Origin of the sequence: Gluconobacter sphaericus (assembly GCF_016757795.1) — a bacterium.
GTDB lineage: Bacteria > Pseudomonadota > Alphaproteobacteria > Acetobacterales > Acetobacteraceae > Gluconobacter > Gluconobacter sphaericus.
This window is the reverse complement of record NZ_CP068419.1, coordinates 2,079,747-2,096,303: the sequence shown is the minus strand read 5'-3', so window position 1 is coordinate 2,096,303 and position 16,557 is coordinate 2,079,747. Positions and strand designations below refer to the sequence as shown.

The window sequence follows — 16,557 nt, the reverse complement described above, 5'->3', positions numbered from 1 at the left end:
TTTCCCGCCAGAACTGGGGGCGCGGAGACTGACAAACCCTGCTCCACATGGCAATCAGGCGCTTATGAATGCTTCACCCCCTTCCCCATCCATTGCCATTATCGGAGCAGGTCCCGCCGGACTGTTCGCGGCAGAAATCCTATCCGCAAAGGGATGCAGGGTGCAGGTTTTCGACCGGATGCCGAGCGTAGGACGCAAGCTGCTCATGGCCGGTCGCAGCGGCCTGAACCTGACACATTCAGAGCCTCTGGAACGTTTTCTGTGCCGCTACGGCAAAGCACAAAACTGGCTGGAACCGGCCATTCGCACATTTCCACCATCGGCGTTAACGCAATGGGCTGAAGGACTGGGACAGACCTGCTTTTCCGGCTCCTCCGGACGCGTCTTTCCCACCGCGATGAAAGCCTCTCCCCTACTGCGTGCCTGGCTCCAGCGTCTGACAGAACAGGGCGTTCAGATCCGGACCCGGCATCGCTTTATGGGCTGGGACGGTGCAAGTTTGCTGTTTGAGACGGCCGACGGGCAGGCATCCATCAGGGCCGATGCGACCGTTCTGACAATGGGAGGCGCAAGCTGGTCGCGACTGGGATCGGACGGACGCTGGGCGGATCTCCTGACGGATGAGATAAAGCCTTTCGCCCCGACAAATTGTGGTTTCCTGCCCGACTGGCCCTCCGATTTCACAGCGCGGCACGAAGGCAGCGTGCTTCATTCCGTTGGCCTGACCTTCAGGGCGCAGCAGACACGTGGTGACCTGACCATCACAGCACGCGGGCTGGAAGGCTCCGCGCTCTACGCGCTCTCGACGGATCTGCGGGACAAAATCACGGCCGAAAAACGCGCAGTCCTTACACTCGACCTGCGTCCCACGCTTTCAGTGGATGATATCCTCAAACGCCTGCTGGCGCAGCGGGAGCGGGAAAGCCAGAGCAACCGACTGCGCAAGGCACTGTCGCTGAATGTACCATCTCGCGACCTTCTAAAGTCAGCCACCCCTAAAGATGCCACGCCGCTTCAACTGGCCCAAACAATCAAAGCCGTTCCTCTGCCACTGATCGGCATGGACGCTCTTGATCGCGCCATTTCCACGGCAGGCGGCGTACATCAGGCTGCTGTGGACGAGCAGTTCATGCTCAAATCCCGCCCGGGTGTTTTCGTGGCCGGTGAAATGCTGGACTGGGAGGCACCAACGGGCGGGTATCTGCTTCAGGGGTGTTTTTCCACTGCTCATGCTGCGGCAAATGGCGTCCTTGGGTGGCTAGAATCGTCCAATTCCGCTATCGCCTGACGCCATGACATCCATCGTTCTCGGACAGGGCCGCGACGGCTCCGACACCTGCATTGATCTGCCGGAACTCCTGGCCACGCGCCTGCTGGTCCAGGGCAATTCCGGCTCGGGAAAATCGCATCTCCTGCGACGCCTGCTGGAGCAGACCGCTACCCTCGTCCAGCAGGTTATGATCGATCCGGAAGGCGATTTCGTCACCCTGGCCGACCATTACGGCCATCTGGTGATTGACGTCGAAGACCAGTCCGAAGCCAGCCTGCGCGCAGCAGGCGAGCGCGTGCGCGCCCATCGCGCATCCGTGGTGCTGAACCTTGAGCAGGTCGAAGCCGAAATGCAGCTTCGGGCTGCGGGCGCGTTTCTTAACGGCATGTTTGAGGCACCCCGCTCACACTGGTATCCGGCGCTCGTGGTGGTGGACGAAGCCCAGCTTTTCGCGCCCGTCACGGGTGGCGACACGTCTGATGAAGCCCGTCGCCTGTCACTCGGAGCCATGACGAACCTGATGTGCCGTGGCCGAAAGCGCGGTCTGGCAGGCGTGATCGCAACCCAGCGTCTAGCAAAACTGGCGAAAAACGTTGCGGCGGAAGCGTCCAACTTCCTGATGGGCCGAACTTTCCTTGATATCGACATGGCCCGCGCCGCCGATCTTCTGGGCATGGAACGCCGGGCGGCGGAATCGTTCCGGGATCTGGCACGCGGGCAGTTCATGGCACTTGGCCCTGCCCTGAGCCGCCGCCCGAAACTTGTGGCGATTGGGCCCGTCACGACCGCAAGCCACGCCACGGGGCCGGTTCTCGTGCCACTCGAACCCGTCTCGGCTGAAGACTTGCGAGATATCATTCTTGAACCGGTCCACGAATTCACGCCCCGCCCCCGCCGGGAGTCCCGCCCTCCCCCGCCGGACCTTCTGGCACAACTCGATGCTTACGGAGCCGAGCGCGAGGCCGAAGAACCCGCTCCGGCAGCCGTCGCCGTCGAAGCCAATCCCGACCAGCTCTGGTCGCTGGTGGCCGAAGTCGTGGCCGGTGAAGGCTCGGACTATAAACCCCTGGCGACCCTGTATCAGGACTTCCAGCTCAGGGCACGTATTCAGGGCCTGTCGCGCAATGTGCTGGAACTGGGGTCTTTCAACCGCATGCTGGCCACGATCCGCGCCGGGATGGACCGGGAACGTTCGGAAAGCGAGGACTGGAAACAGGCCCAGGCCATCGCCGCGACCCTGCCCGAAGACGTGCAGGGCGTCTTCCTGCTTCTCGCCCGCACGGCGTTGGACGGCGAAACCTGCCCGGGCGACGAGGCCCTGGCCCGCGCCTATGGCACGCACTCTCTTGGTCGCGCGCGGCGGCAGCTGAACTATCTGGAAGAGCGCGAAGTCATCGTCCTTCAGGACACGCCGCTGGGGCGCCGGGTGGCGATCGTCGGACTGGGCTGGCAGACAGCCTGACTGTCATAATTCTGTCATTACACGTTCACAGGAGCTTCACACGCAGTTCTTTAAGGAAAGATTAGGGTCCGCCGCGTCCGATCCCTTTTTGCTCCGGAAAGATCTTAGATGCCGCGCAACCTGCTGCGTTCCCGCCTGCTCCTGACTGTTTTCTGCTCGCCATTTGCGCTGGCTGCCGCCCTTCCGCACTCTGCCAGTGCCGCTGCGGCCGAAACCAGAAAAGCCACACCAGCCAAACATGCTGCGAAAAGCAACACCAGGCACAAAGCCAAGGTGGATGCCCTGGCGGGTGGTACGGAACAGCTCGTCATCACGGCACGCCGCACGCGGTCTGAACAAGGGCTGAGCCATGTGCAGATCCAGCGCATTCTTCCGGGCATCAACCCGGTCAAGGCGCTTGAGATGCTGCCGGGCGTTGTGTTCAACAATGCCGACCCCTGGGGCAATAACGAGCAGAACTCCTCGCTCTATGTCCACGGCTTCAACCAGAACCAGCTTGGCTACACGCTTGACGGCATCCCCCTCGGCGATCAGGCCTATGGTAACTATAACGGCCTGTCCCCGCAGCGTGCAGCCATCAGCGAAAACATCGGTTCAGCGTCAGTCTCCTCAGGTGCCGGTGCACTTGGTACGGCGTCCACCTCTAACCTTGGCGGAACACTCCAGTTCACGACGCAGGACCCGCTGAAGAAGCGCGGCGCGCAGATTGAACAGGTTTTCGGAAGCTGGTCCACGTTCCGCACCTTCGCCCGGATCGATACGGGTGAGTTCGGCAACGGCAACTCGGCCTATGTCTCCTTCTCACGTCAGGACGCACGCGCCTGGGACTTTGCCGGCCATCAGGGCGGCTATCAGGTCAATGCAAAGTTTGTGCACAACAGCGAACACGACCATTTCTCGACTTTCTTCGACTGGTCCCAGAAGGTCGAACCCAACGAGGACAGCATCACACTGCCACAGGGATACGGCATCTATGTTCGGCCGTTCACCTATCCAAATTTCAACTACGCAAAATCCTATATCAATTCAGCAACCTACAAAAATGCAGGCCTGAACTACCGCAACTATTACTCCGCGGCCCAGCGAGAGGACTTCCTCGCCTATTCGAAATGGACACATGATTTCAGTGAAAACCTGCACTGGGACAACAGCATCTATTATCACCATGATATGGGTGAAGGTGTCGTCGCCGGTCCGATCTCGGCAGCCGGTCTGCCGACACTTTTTGCCGCCTATTATCCGGGGCAGGACCTGAACAGCGTCTTCGGCGGCTCAGGCTATGCAACGCGGACGACCGAATACTGGGACAATCGCGGCGGCCTGATGTCTACGCTGCGCTACCATCTGGGCAAGCACTCGATCGAACTCGGTGGCTGGTATGAGCGCAACAACAACACACAGGCCCGTCGCTGGTATCCGCTGAGCGCCACCAACCCGACGACGCCTTATGAGCGCCAGCAGAACGCCCTGATCGACCAGTACACCAACAATTTCTATACCAACACATTCGTCACTCATCTGCAGGACAACTGGCAGATTTCGAAGAACTTCTCCCTGATGGCGGGCTTCAAGTCCGAGCTGGTCTATACGAATGGCACCCTACCGGTCGCTGCAAAGGCCGGTTCGCTCTCCCCGTCCTATGCCGTAACGGCTCCGGGTGGCGAGATCGATGCAGCCAAGCCGTTCCTCCCCGCTTTCGGCGCAGTCTGGGACATCACGAAGCACGAGCAGTGGTTCGCCAACATCCAGGAAAACATGCGCTCCTATCAGGACGCAGGCTATGGCAATGCCACCCCCTGGGGCGCAACCAGCCAGGCCGCCTTCGAAGAGTTCAAGAAGAACGGCAAGCCCGAGACATCATGGACGTATGAGACCGGTCTGCGTGAGCATCGCCAAGTCCATCTCGGCCCACTGACGGCGATCGAAGGTCAGGTCGAATACTATCACGTCCACTTCTCAAACCGTCTTCTGGCAGTAGCAACGACGCAGACCCTGTCGTCCATCATCGGCTCGGCCACAACGCTCGCAAACGTGGGTTCGGTGACGACGGATGGTATGGACTTCTCCTTCACCACCCATTTCGGTCCGCATTTCTCGCTTTACAACGCGCTGTCCTACAACAAGTCCACCTATAACGATAACTACAGCACGGGTTCGAGCATCATTCACACGGCGGGCAAGAACGTCGTCGGTATGCCGGACTGGTCCGAGAAGTTCGTCTTCACCACCAACTGGGGCAACGCCTACGGCCAGTTCACCGGTGACGTCATTGGCAAACGTTATGCGACTTATACCAATGACATGTGGGCGGCACCCTATGCGCAGTTCAACCTGAATGCGGGCTATACCTTCCACAACATTCCGCATCTGGCCTCCCTGAAGGTTCAGGGCAACATTACCAACCTGACAAACACCAAGGGATGGTCCACGATCAACGCGACCCAGACTTCGGGTCAGTTCTCGGCTTACCCCATCGCGCCGCGCATGTTCTTCCTGAGCCTCAGCGCAGCCCTGTAAGGAATACTGCCCCATGCTGACACGTCGCCAGAGCCTCGGCCTGCTCGCAGCCGGGCTTCCCGCCCTGCACCTGCGGGCGAAAGCCGCGCCCTCACTGGCGCCGAAGCCTCTCGTGTTCGCCCATCGCGGGGCCTCGGCCCTGCGTCCGGAACACACACTGGCCTCCTATGCCCGCGCCATGATGGATGGTGCAGACTTCATCGAGCCCGATCTCGTCATGACAAAGGACGGCCATCTGGTCGTCCGCCATGAAAGCAACATCGCCGGCACAACGGACGTGGCAGATCATCCGGAATTCGCCTCCCGTCATCGCACGCTCAAAATCGACGGACGCGCGGAAACCGGCTGGTTCACCACAGACTTCACACTCGCCGAGCTCAAAACCCTTCGCGCCCGTGAACGTCTCTCAACGATCCGGGTCCACAACACCCGCTATGACGACCATTTCGAAATCCCGACCTTCGAAGAAGTCATCGAACAGGTCGCGGCCCAGTCCGCTGCAACAGGTAAGGTTTTCGGCCTTGTTCCGGAAATCAAGCACTCCACCCATTTTAACAGCCTCGGCCTGAACCCCGAAGCCACTTTCCTACGAACCATCTCTGCCCACGAGTACACCCGGCAGGCCCCGCTGGAAGTCCAGTCTTTTGAGACGGGCAACCTGGGGCGCATCCGGACCGACGTCCTGTCCATCAACCCGCAGGCGCGTCTGATGTTCCTTATGGGGGAGCGCAAGGATGTTCCGCCGGATCTTCTGGCAGCTGGCAAGACCACGACCTTCGGGGATCTCATGACGCCCGATGGTCTCAAGGAGGTTCGCCGCTATGCTGACGTGATCGGCCCGTCCAATACGGACCTGATCCCGCGGGACAGCAAAGGCGGCTGGCTTGAACCCTCTACGCTCGTAACAGATGCCCATAAGGCCGGGCTTCTGGTTCATTCCTATACGGCACGGCCAGAAAACCACTTCCTCCCGGCCCAGCTTCGTAACGATGCCGGAGACACCGCCCGCAACCCCAAAGGCATGATCGCGGAACTCCGCCGCTATCTGGACATGGGCATCGACGGCTTTTTCACGGACGACCCCGCACTCGGGCGCATAGCAGTGGATGGGACCATCTGATCCGTATTACCCTATAAAAAAGGAGGCTCTCTCGGCTTGGGAGGCCTCCTTTTTTTATGCACTGATAAAAATCTCAACCGAGCCTGGAATGCCTGCCGACAACCTTGTTAAAGGCCGGAATATCATCTGGACAGCATGAGAAAACACAAGTCCCGTCAATGACGACCTCATTATCCACCCAGGTCGCACCGGCTTTTTCGAGCGCGTCCGGCGGTCCTGTCAGTTCAATTTCTTCGAGGCCAGCGATGGCCAAGTCCAAAGACTTTTACCATGACGCTGATCCTTTCAGAAAAAGACGGGCGACCGCCATGCCGTCGCCCGTTCGTCCATTACGCGTTGAGGTAAATGGTCTTCGTCTGGACATAGGCTTCCATGCCGTGCTGCCCGTCTTCGCCTCCAAGGCCACTTTCCTTGTAACCATGATGGAAGCCCTGCGGCGCTTCACCGCCCGGACGGTTCACATAAACCTCACCAAATTCCAGATCGCGGGTCATACGCAGAATCCTGCCGAGATCGTTTGTGAAGAGATAGGCTGACAGGCCGTAGCGGCAATCATTGGCCCATGCGATCGCTTGGTCGAAGTCCTTCACGCGGATCAGCGACATGACCGGACCGAACACCTCGTTATGCACGATGTCCATATCCTGCGTGACATCGGTCAGGAGCGTCGGGGCATAAAAATAGCCCTTATCATACACGTCGCCTGTCAGACGCTTGCCACCAATAGCGAGACGTGCGCCCTGACGGACAGCATGTTCGACCATTTCATGGACTTTGTTGAGCTCGTCCTCGCTCACCTTCGGCCCCATATCCGTGGACGGATCTGTCGGCAAGCCGACCTTCAGAGCCTCGATCTTCTCACGGACCTTCTGGACGAACCTGTCATAGACGGCCTCGTGGATATAGGTGCGTTCATTACAGGTGCAGACCTGACCGGCATTACCGAAGCGCGACGCCACCGCCGCATCTGCAGCCTTGTCCAGATCGGCATCTTCCATGACCATGAACGGCGCTTTGCCACCCAGTTCAAGCCGGACCTCCTTCAGCGTCTCGGACGCAGCAGCCATGATCTTCTTACCGGCCGGCGTGGAGCCCGTCATCGTGATAAGCTTGATGTCCTTATGCGCCACCAGGGGCACACCGACATCCTTGCCGTCGCCCGTCACGACATTGATGACACCGTGCGGAATTTTGGCTTCCTCAACCAGCTTTGCCAGATGAAGGCAGGCCAGTGGCGTCAGCTCATGCGGCTTGACGACGATCGTATTGCCCGCGGCCACAGCCGGACCGATCTTGCGTGCACAAAGCGCCAACGGGAAGTTCCACGCCGTGATCGCACCGATAACGCCGAGCGGCACACGATCAATCAAGATCTTCTCTTCCGGGGAGCTGCCCGGAATAATCTCCCCCTGAAGCCGCAGCACATTCTCGGCTGCAAACCGCAGCAGACCAATGGCGAAATCCACCTCGATCCGGGCTTCCTTCAGCGGCTTGCCCATTTCTGATGTGATGATGGCGGCAAGCTTTTCCTTGTCGCGCTTCACCAGATCCTTGAGCACGTGAATGTAATCGGCCCGCTCGGTCGCCGTACGGCGGCTCCAGCCGATGAAGGCCGATTTCGCAGCCGAGACCGCCGCATCCACATCGGTCTGCGTGCCCTTGGCCACTTCGCCCACAATGGCTTTTGTGGCCGGGTTTTCAACGGTGATCCACTCGCCACCCTTCGGTGCGACCCAGCTTCCATTAATGAAAAGATTACTTTTCTCAGTCATGAAATTTCCTACATTTTCTGTGTGGCGATCATGCGCTCCGTAGTGAAACAGACGCATCAGCCAACCAGCAGTTCATTTGATGACTGTAAGGTGCAGGCATTCATTCATAATAAAAAGTGATGATTTGTGAGTTATGGGTTCACTTTTCATAAGCACCCGGATGCGTGGGCGCATAATCCAGAAATCTCCGCCCCAGATCATTCAATCCCGGCTCACGCCAGATAAAATAGACTTCGCTCCCTTTTAGATCTTCGGGATACGTAAACGAAATTCCTTCACGACGCCGTCTTTTGACCTGCGAAACGATACTGTGTGGGACACAGGAAATGCCCAATCCCGCCTGAACACAGGCAAGAATGACGTCATAGGATTCAACCGTGTGGATAATCGCGTTCGAAACACCATGCCGCTCAAGCCAGATCTCAAAATACCGGCGGTAGAAGCAGTCGGTATTGAACAGAAACACATGCTGCCCGTCCCACGCGCCTTTCTGCCCTTCCGGTATGGCGAGCGCCAGTTTCTCGCGAAAAGCAAAACGACTTTCCATCAAGGGATGAACGATCGGCCCGTCCGTCAACGCCAGATCAATTTCCCCATCCGCCAACATCCGCTCCAGCGTATAGGTCGGGCGCAGGAACATCTTCAGTTCCACACCCGGACAGGCTTTGAGGAACTCCGGCACGATCCGCGGCAGATAGCCCTCAAGCGCGACATCCAGCGCTCCAATATTCAAGACGCCGCGCGGAATACCTTCGGAAAACAAATCCGTCAGGCTCCGTGCGCCAGCCACGACCGGCATAGCCTGCTGATAGAACAGGCGACCTTCAGGAGTGAGCGTCAGACGCCCCCTCTCACGCAGAAACAGTTCCTGCCCAAGCAGCAGTTCCAGTTCCTTCAAACGCGCCGTCACATTGGATGCCACACAGTTTAGGCGACGGGATGCCGCAACGACCGTTTCCTCCTCCACAACTGCACAGAACATCTCAATCTGGGCAAGACGGAGCGGATTCATGGGGAAAGATCCTCATCGGGACGGAATTATCCCCCGGCAGAAGATATCCCCAGAATCAGGGAACATCTCCGGGGAAGGGCCTGTGGATTGTTTCTGAAGAACTGGGGACCGATCGCGCGAGGGCCGCTTTCCTGCGGAGTCGCACGATGAGTGTATCCAGTGCGGATAAAAACCGGCTCCGGTCGGCTTTGCCAAAGGACGGATTATAGGTCGTGACTGCCCCCGTTTCGCGCAGACCTTGCATCAGATCGCGCATGGCCGAGACCATGCCAACGGAACGTTCGTCAATTTCCTCGCCATTCGGGCGCAGTACAGAAGCCTGTTTCGCCAGACAGCGCACCGCGAGCGGAATATCGCTGGTGATGACGATATCCGCAGGCGTCACCTGTTCCGCAATCCAGTCATCGGCCACATCTGGCCCTTCCGGGACCACGACGCGTTCAATAAGCGGAGACTGTGGAATATTCATCCAGCTATTGGCGACAATAATTGTTTTCAGGCCGTAGCGTGCCCCGACACGGTAAATCTCATCCTTGACCGGGCACGCATCCGCATCCACCAAAAGCCGGGTGGTCTCGGCCATGAATCAGTCCTCTGCCTGAAAATGACGGATCAGCTCTTCCAGCACCACATCAGGATGCTTCTCGCCCGAGACCCGGATCACCGGCTCGTCGTCACCAGGCACTTCAAGCGTCGCCAGCTGACTGGGCAGCAGACTCGCCGGCATGAAATGCCCTTCCCGACGCTGCAACCGATCAGCGAGTTCCCTGGCAGATGTATCGATATGCACAAACTCAATGGGCAGGTCCTCACCGCGAAGCTGCTCACGATAGGAACGCTTGAGCGCGGAACAGGTCAGGACGGCACCATGCCTAGCCTCCACCTGCTCGCGCAGCCAGTCATGACAGAGCGCAAGCCAAGGAGCCCGATCCGCATCGGTCAGCGGCTGACCTGTGCTCATTTTCTCGACATTGGTTGGCGGGTGCAGTGCGTCGCCTTCCTGAAAATGCCACCCCAGACGCGTGGCCAATCCTGTTGCAACCGTCGTCTTGCCTGTCCCGGACACGCCCATGACCACGAGGAAACGCGGTTTCATACCCATCTGTGTTTCATTTTCCGTCATTTTCATGGTTCCCAGTGCTCCACCCCGTCCGGCATCGCCACAAGGACCTCAGACGCCATATTAAGGAACATGCCGTGTTCCACAACGCCCACAATCTGATCGATTTTCTTTGCCAACTCCTCGGGCTTTTCAATCGGCCCAAAATGGCAGTCCAGGATCATGTTTCCGGTATCGGTCACGAACAGCGACCCGGCCCGATCCGTCCTCGGCTTCACGCCGCGTGCGCCACAGGCCGCCAGACGTTCCGCCGTGCATTCCCAGCCGAAGGAAATGACTTCCACCGGCACCGGTGCCCGCTCGCCCAGCAGGTCCACAGGCTTGGTGCCATCGACGATCACCACAAACCGCTTGGCGGCCTGCGCAACGATCTTCTCACGCAGCAATGCCCCGCCCAGTCCCTTGATAAGATTGAGCGAACCACGCTGGACCTCATCCGCACCATCGATGGCAATATCAATGCGGCGATGCGCGCTGAAATCCGTTAGCGGGATCCCGGCCTTGCGGGCCTTGTCTTCGCTGTCATCCGAGGTCGGAATACCAAAGATCTCCAGCCCTTCCGCAACGCGCTCACCCAGACGCTCGATCATGTAGGCCGCCGTGCTGCCCGTGCCGAGCCCCACGACCATACCGCTTTTGACCATATCCGCAGCTTCACGGGCAGCTGTACGTTTGTGAACGTTCATATCCGTGCCGCTCATGCGTCTTCTCCCACCGCAGCGCGGTCTGCCAGAATGATGATCCGTCCTTCGCTCGTCACCCGTGCAGACGGGAGGGAACTGTCACCTTCGACCAGGCGCTCCAGCATCTCGACCTTGGAAGCCCCCGTCACGAGGAACACGACCAGCGCGCTGGAGTGGATAGCGGGATAAGTGAGCGTGATGCGCTCGTAAGGTGCTGTGGACGGTGCAGCCGTCCCAACCCAGGCCGTCCGCTCCTTCAGAACTGGCTGGCCCGGAAACAGCGAGGCCGTGTGACCGTCGGTGCCCAGACCCAGCATGACCAAATCAAACAGCGGGCGCTCCGGATCGAGCGTCGTTGCGCCATAGGCCGCCTGAAGAGTCTTTTCGTAGGCCTTCGCATCCTCTTCCACTGTGGCACCAGTTGGAATGGCGTGGATGTTCTGCGCTGGCACCGGAACACGGGAGAGCAAAACAGACTGGCCAACCGTGTGATTGCTGTCAGCATGGCCTTCCGGAACATGCCGCTCATCACCGTAGAAAATCTCGACGCGCTCCCATGGGATCAGCTTCGCACGCGACGGCGTAGCCAGGATCTCGAACAGGCGCTTGGGCGTAGAGCCGCCAGAGAGAGCGACCCGGAACAGGCCATCCGTCTTGGCCAGGATCCCTTCGACGAGAAGGTCGGCCATCCGCAGGGCGACGGCTTCAGAATCAGGAAGGGTTTCCAGCGTGGCGGCACGAATGTCGGTGATCATGGATTGAAAACTCTCGGCAGGATGTAGCGCTCGACGGCCTTGGCCCAGCCATCGCGCTCGTTGGTGTCTGTGAGAACCTGCGCGGCGGCTTTCACATCGTCTTCGGCCTGCCCCATCGCAATGCCCAGTCCCGCCACCGAAAACATCGGCAGATCGTTATGGGCATCACCAAGACAGGCCACCTCATGCGGCGCAATACCGTGGGCACGCGCCAGCTCGCAAACAGCCTCGCCCTTGTTGGCCAGGGCCGGCGTCACGTCCAGAAGAATATCGGAAGATCGGCGCACACTTGCATCACCGTGAAGCATGGCGCCAAGTTCAGTCTCGACGTCCTGAAGCAGGCTGGTATCGCTGCTCACTCCCATGACCTTGCCAATGCCCTCGAACTCTTTGCGAAGGTCGGGAACCTGATGCGGCGTCAGGCCGGTGATGCCCTGTTCGTGCTGCACGAAGGGCGTATAAGCGTCCTGCACCATCCAGTAGGACTGCCGCAGGAACCAGGTCTCAATCCCGTGCAGGTGCAGCATGTCATGCACGATCGATAGCACATCCTGTGACAGAACACGGCTAACGGACGTAGTCCCGTCAGGCTTGAAGATAATACCGCCATTGAAGCCGGCATTCTGCCCAGTCAGGCCGAGCTGCTCGATATAAGGGAGCATGGCGGCTGGCGGCCGCGCACTGGCCAGACAAAGGGGAATTCCCCGCTCCTGCAGCACCCTGACCATGGCCAGCGTCGAAGGCGCGATAGTCTTGTCTGGCGTCAGGAGGGTTCCATCCATATCGGACACGACCATCCGGATGGTCTGCGGCAGCGGCGGCAGAGCCGCATGGATGGCATCGAGGTCAACTGACATAAGAGCCCCTGTAAAAACCCCCGTCAGAGTCTTTGCGGGGGCTGGCTGGTCATTGATGGCAAAACCATACCCTGCCAGCCAGTCCTTGCCCATGAGGGAGGCAGGCTTATTTCTTTTCGACGTGCCCGCCGAAACCGAAACGCTGTGCCGAGAGAACTTTCTCGGCAAAGTTGTTGCCCGTCCGCGAACGGAAGCGCGTGAACAGTGCGGCCGTCATGACCGGAGCTGGCACGTCTTCTTCGATGGCTGCCTCGATCGTCCAGCGACCCTCACCAGAGTCCGCAACTTCGCCAGAGAACTCATTGAGTGTCTCCGAGCGGGTCAGGGCCTCGGCCGTCAGATCGAGAAGCCAAGACGACACGACACTGCCACGACGCCAGACTTCCGCGATGTCGCCCATATTGAGCTCGAACCGATCCTTTTCCGCGAGGATCGGGGAGTTCTTGCTCTTCATGATATCGAAGCCTTCGGCGAAGGCCTGCATCATGCCGTATTCGATGCCGTTATGGACCATCTTCACAAAGTGGCCCGAACCGGCGGGACCACAGTGCAGATAGCCCTGCTCGGCGCGCGGATCATGACCCGCTTCGTCACGGCCCGGTGTGCGCGGCACATCCCCGATGCCCGGCGCAAGCGCGCTGAGGATCGGATCGATGTATTCAGCGGTCTCTTTCGTGCCGCCGAACATCATGCAATAGCCGCGTTCCAGGCCCCAGACACCGCCTGAAGTCCCGACATCGACATAGGAAATGCCCTTTTCAGCCAATTCGGCCGAACGGCGGACATCGTCCTTGTAATAGGTATTGCCACCATCAATGATGACGTCCCCACGTCCCAGAAGACCGCCGAGTTCCTGAACGCAGGCCTCGGTAATGGCCCCTGCCGGGAGCATGACCCACACCACGCGGTGCTCGTCGCCTTCGAGCAGCTTCACCATTTCAGCCACAGAACTGGCTGAGGTCGCGCGCCCCGCTTCACAGCGTCCAGCGACCGAAGCCGTCACTTCCGGCGTACGGTCGTGCACGACGACATCATGTCCGTGGCGCGTCAGACGAACGGCAATATTGCCGCCCATCCGTCCCAGTCCAATGATTCCGATCCGCATGACTTATGCTCCTGCCAGTGCTTTGTGGATCGCCGTTTCCAGAGCCTTCAGCCCCTCTTCCAGCGGTCCATCGATATGAACGCGAAGGGCACGACGACCACGGGCCGCGAGCACTTCGAAATCGCCTCGCGCCTGTGCCGCTTTCACGACACTGAAGCTGAAGCCATGACCCGGAACTGGCACATCTGCCGCATCCGTTGCCGTAACCTGCAGGAACACGCCGCTATCGGGCCCACCCTTGTAGGCCTGGCCCGTCGAATGCAGGAACCGAGGGCCAAATTCGGCGGCTGTTGCCACCTTCAGCGTATCCCGAAGCTCCATACGAACGGACTGTGCCCAGTCGCGCGTCTGCTGGTCGCGACGGATATAAGCGAGCAGACCGACATAGTCACCCGGCTTCACACGATCAAAGAGCGCCTTGAGGATGGAGACGGCATCGCCTTTGTTTCCAGAGGCTTCCGTGTTCTTCGCATCCGCATAGAAAGACAGCAGACCATCCTTGGCGAAAGGCGTTTCCGGCGGCAGCGAACCCGTCTCGGCATAAGCCGAGGTCAGCTTGCGCGTCTCGAGCTTGCTGAACTCCACATCCGGCTGATCGAACGGGTCAATGCCGAGAACCGCACCAGCCACGGCTGTAGCAAATTCGAACAGGAAGAACGCCTGCCCGATCTGGGTCTTGTCCGCCAGACGGATAGTGACCACCGGCGCACCGGCGGCGCGCAGGGCGCCAAGACGACTGTCAGGAACATCATCGCCGAGCAGAAGATCCACGAAGACGCGGTCCGTGCCGTAGACATCCGGCGTTCCAAGCTCTTCCTCATCAATGGGGATGAGGCCAAGGCCCTTCTTGCCCGTGCTTTCGGCAATAAGCTGCTCCAGCCATGCACCCAGCGAGGCAATGCCGTCAGAAGCGAGGATCGTCACCTTGTCACGGCCAAAACAGTGCGCGGCATGACCCAGGATCAGGCCAAGCACCGCACCCGGATTGGCTGTCGGAGGCGCGCTTCCGTCACAGGATTCCACCATCAGACGCGTGACCGTCAGCAGCTTGCGAACGTCAATGCCGCTTGCCGCTGCCGGGACGAGACCGAAATTGGACAGAACCGAATACCGGCCACCAATTTTCGGATCACCGTAGAACACGCGCCAGAAGCCGTTTTCCTCTGCCACTTTCTGCATGTGTGAGCCGGGATCGGTGATGGCGATGAAGCTGTCACCCGGCTTCTTGCCCAGAGCCTGACCAGCCACCTGCCAGAAATGCGCGAACAGGATGTTCGGCTCCAGCGTTCCGCCGGATTTACTGGCCACGATGAACAGCGTGTTCTTCGGATCGATGGCCTTCTCGAACGCCGTAACCTGCTGCGGGTCCGTACTGTCTAGCACATGCAGCTTCGGCCAGCCTTCATGCTGTCCGAATGTCTCGGCCAGAACCTCCGGGCCAAGGCTCGAACCGCCCATACCCAGAAGCAGGATATCCTTGAAGCCACGACTGCGAACATCGCGGGCCAGAACTTCAAGCTCTTCGACGTTCCACAGACGGTCCTGCACAATCGTCAGCCAGTTCAGCCAATCGGCTTCCGGGCCATTCGTCCAGACCGACGGGTCTTTTTGCCAGATCCGACGGAGACCACCGCTCTGGCTCCAGTCCTTCTCCGCACCGGCGACATCGTCGCGCAGTTCCGGCGGCAGGTCGGCGCTGACACGCAGCAGACGCTGGCCGAGAACGGCCTCACGTTTGGTTGCCACAGCCGTCAGCAGGGTGTCGAACGAAACGCTGAACGCCGCACAGCCATCTTTGACGAGCTTCGTCGTCACACCATTCAGATCCAGCTTGAGGCGCTCGGCCTCAGCCATCACATGGCGGGCTTCCTCGACATTTTCCGTGAGGCTGGCACGTGCCTTGCCGTGATCGCGGAACGCATCGAACGTTGCGGGCGGAATGGTGTTAACCGTCTCGGGGCCGATCAGTTCCTCAACATACAGAACGTCCGAATAGGCTTTGTCCTTGACGCCGGTGCTGGCCCACAGCAGGCGTTGCGGGTTGGCGCCCTTCTCGGCGAGCGCCTTCCAGCGCGGGCTGTTACGGACTTCGAGGTAATACTGATAAGCCATTTTTGCATTGGCGATCGCGACCTTGCCACGAACAGCCTTCAGCGCCTCGGCGTCCGCGTCGCCAGCGGCAATACGACGGTCGATTTCGCCGTCAATCTTGGCGTCAATACGGCTGACGAAGAAGGAAGCCACGCTGGAGATGCGCGAAAGGTCTTCGCCGCGGGATGCACGAGCTTCAAGGCCGGAAATATAGGCTTCCAGGACCGCTTTGTAGGCATCCAACGAGAACAGCAACGTCACGTTGACATTGATGCCGTCAGCGATGGCTTCGCGGATGGCGCCCGTACCTTCAGAAGTTCCGGGGATCTTGATCATCAGATTTTCGCGCGCGACTGCTTTCCACAGACGGCGGGCTTCCGTGATCGTTCCGTGTGGGTCGAACGCCAAATAGGGCGAAACCTCGAGGCTGACGTAACCGTCCAGCCCCTTGGTCTTTTCGAACACCGGATACAGAACCGCACAGGCGGAACGGATGTCGTCAATCGCCAGGTGCTCGTACAGTTCGCCGGGCGGCAGGCCCTCGCCTTCCAGCAGCTTGCGAATCTGCGGATCGTATTCGGTGCCGTGCCCGATGGCCTTCTCAAAGATGGCCGGGTTGGACGTGACGCCCCGCAGCCCGTCTTCGTCCACCAGCTTGCGGAGGCTTCCGTCCTCCGTGAAGCTACGCTGGATGAAATCCAGCCAGGGGGACTGGCCGTATTTCTCAAGGTCGCACAAGGCGTTGTTAACGGTGTTCAGAGCGGTATTGGAGATTGTGTCTGCCACAGGATTT

At 59.5% G+C, this 16,557-nt stretch carries 13 protein-coding genes; 4 read left to right on the top strand and 9 right to left on the bottom strand.

Translation table 11 applies throughout. The annotated features are described in order from the left end of the window. Window positions 1-64 precede the first annotated feature (64 nt). The 4 genes from IGS75_RS09980 to IGS75_RS09965 all read left to right on the top strand — a co-directional run bounded on the left by IGS75_RS09980 (window position 65) and on the right by IGS75_RS09965 (window position 6,369). Entirely contained in the window at window positions 65-1,288 is a 1,224-nt protein-coding gene (locus IGS75_RS09980) for a TIGR03862 family flavoprotein (protein WP_202256744.1), read from the top strand. A 4-nt stretch (window positions 1,289-1,292) separates the two neighbouring features. After that, window positions 1,293-2,732 carry an ATP-binding protein gene (locus IGS75_RS09975; RefSeq protein ID WP_202256743.1) on the top strand — a complete coding sequence of 480 codons (1,440 nt, stop codon included), beginning with the start codon at window positions 1,293-1,295 and terminating at the stop codon, window positions 2,730-2,732. Window positions 2,733-2,840: 108 nt separating this feature from the next. Further along, complete coding sequence (locus IGS75_RS09970) at window positions 2,841-5,249, top strand: TonB-dependent receptor (protein WP_202256742.1); 2,409 nt, start codon at window positions 2,841-2,843, stop codon at window positions 5,247-5,249. Window positions 5,250-5,262: 13 nt separating this feature from the next. Further along, complete coding sequence (locus IGS75_RS09965; RefSeq protein ID WP_202256741.1) at window positions 5,263-6,369, top strand: glycerophosphodiester phosphodiesterase; 1,107 nt, start codon at window positions 5,263-5,265, stop codon at window positions 6,367-6,369. Between the two features lie 329 nt (window positions 6,370-6,698). Here IGS75_RS09965 and aldA read toward each other — a convergent pair whose 3' ends face one another. The 9 genes from aldA to IGS75_RS09920 all read right to left on the bottom strand — a co-directional run bounded on the left by aldA (window position 6,699) and on the right by IGS75_RS09920 (window position 16,550). Beyond that, window positions 6,699-8,141: an aldehyde dehydrogenase gene (gene aldA / locus IGS75_RS09960; RefSeq protein ID WP_202256740.1), complete on the bottom strand. Its 1,443-nt coding sequence runs from the start codon at window positions 8,139-8,141 to the stop codon at window positions 6,699-6,701. Window positions 8,142-8,280: 139 nt separating this feature from the next. Next, window positions 8,281-9,153 carry a LysR family transcriptional regulator gene (locus IGS75_RS09955; protein ID WP_141349711.1) on the bottom strand — a complete coding sequence of 291 codons (873 nt, stop codon included), beginning with the start codon at window positions 9,151-9,153 and terminating at the stop codon, window positions 8,281-8,283. Window positions 9,154-9,208: 55 nt separating this feature from the next. Then, complete coding sequence (locus tag IGS75_RS09950) at window positions 9,209-9,736, bottom strand: YaiI/YqxD family protein (protein WP_202256739.1); 528 nt, start codon at window positions 9,734-9,736, stop codon at window positions 9,209-9,211. A gap of 3 nt (window positions 9,737-9,739) precedes the next feature. Continuing rightward, window positions 9,740-10,255: a gluconokinase gene (locus IGS75_RS09945; protein WP_228123703.1), complete on the bottom strand. Its 516-nt coding sequence runs from the start codon at window positions 10,253-10,255 to the stop codon at window positions 9,740-9,742. A gap of 23 nt (window positions 10,256-10,278) precedes the next feature. Then, the gene (gene rpiA, locus IGS75_RS09940) at window positions 10,279-10,974 is read right to left on the bottom strand and encodes a ribose-5-phosphate isomerase RpiA (protein ID WP_174787505.1); all 696 of its coding nucleotides are present in this window, start codon (window positions 10,972-10,974) and stop codon (window positions 10,279-10,281) included. After that, window positions 10,971-11,711, bottom strand: a complete 741-nt coding sequence (pgl, locus tag IGS75_RS09935; RefSeq protein ID WP_202256738.1) for a 6-phosphogluconolactonase — start codon at window positions 11,709-11,711, stop codon at window positions 10,971-10,973. Before pgl ends, rpiA begins: the two co-directional genes overlap by 4 nt. Beyond that, the gene (locus IGS75_RS09930; protein WP_237468759.1) at window positions 11,708-12,661 is read right to left on the bottom strand and encodes a Cof-type HAD-IIB family hydrolase; all 954 of its coding nucleotides are present in this window, start codon (window positions 12,659-12,661) and stop codon (window positions 11,708-11,710) included. The genes pgl and IGS75_RS09930 overlap by 4 nt, the downstream gene beginning before the upstream one ends. Before the next feature lie 13 nt (window positions 12,662-12,674). Beyond that, window positions 12,675-13,673, bottom strand: coding sequence for a phosphogluconate dehydrogenase (NAD(+)-dependent, decarboxylating) (gene gnd / locus IGS75_RS09925; protein ID WP_141349703.1), 999 nt, complete (start codon window positions 13,671-13,673; stop codon window positions 12,675-12,677). Between the two features lie 3 nt (window positions 13,674-13,676). Then, window positions 13,677-16,550 (bottom strand): bifunctional transaldolase/phosoglucose isomerase, encoded by a 2,874-nt coding sequence (locus tag IGS75_RS09920; protein WP_141349701.1) that lies wholly within the window; start codon window positions 16,548-16,550, stop codon window positions 13,677-13,679. Window positions 16,551-16,557 lie beyond the last annotated feature (7 nt).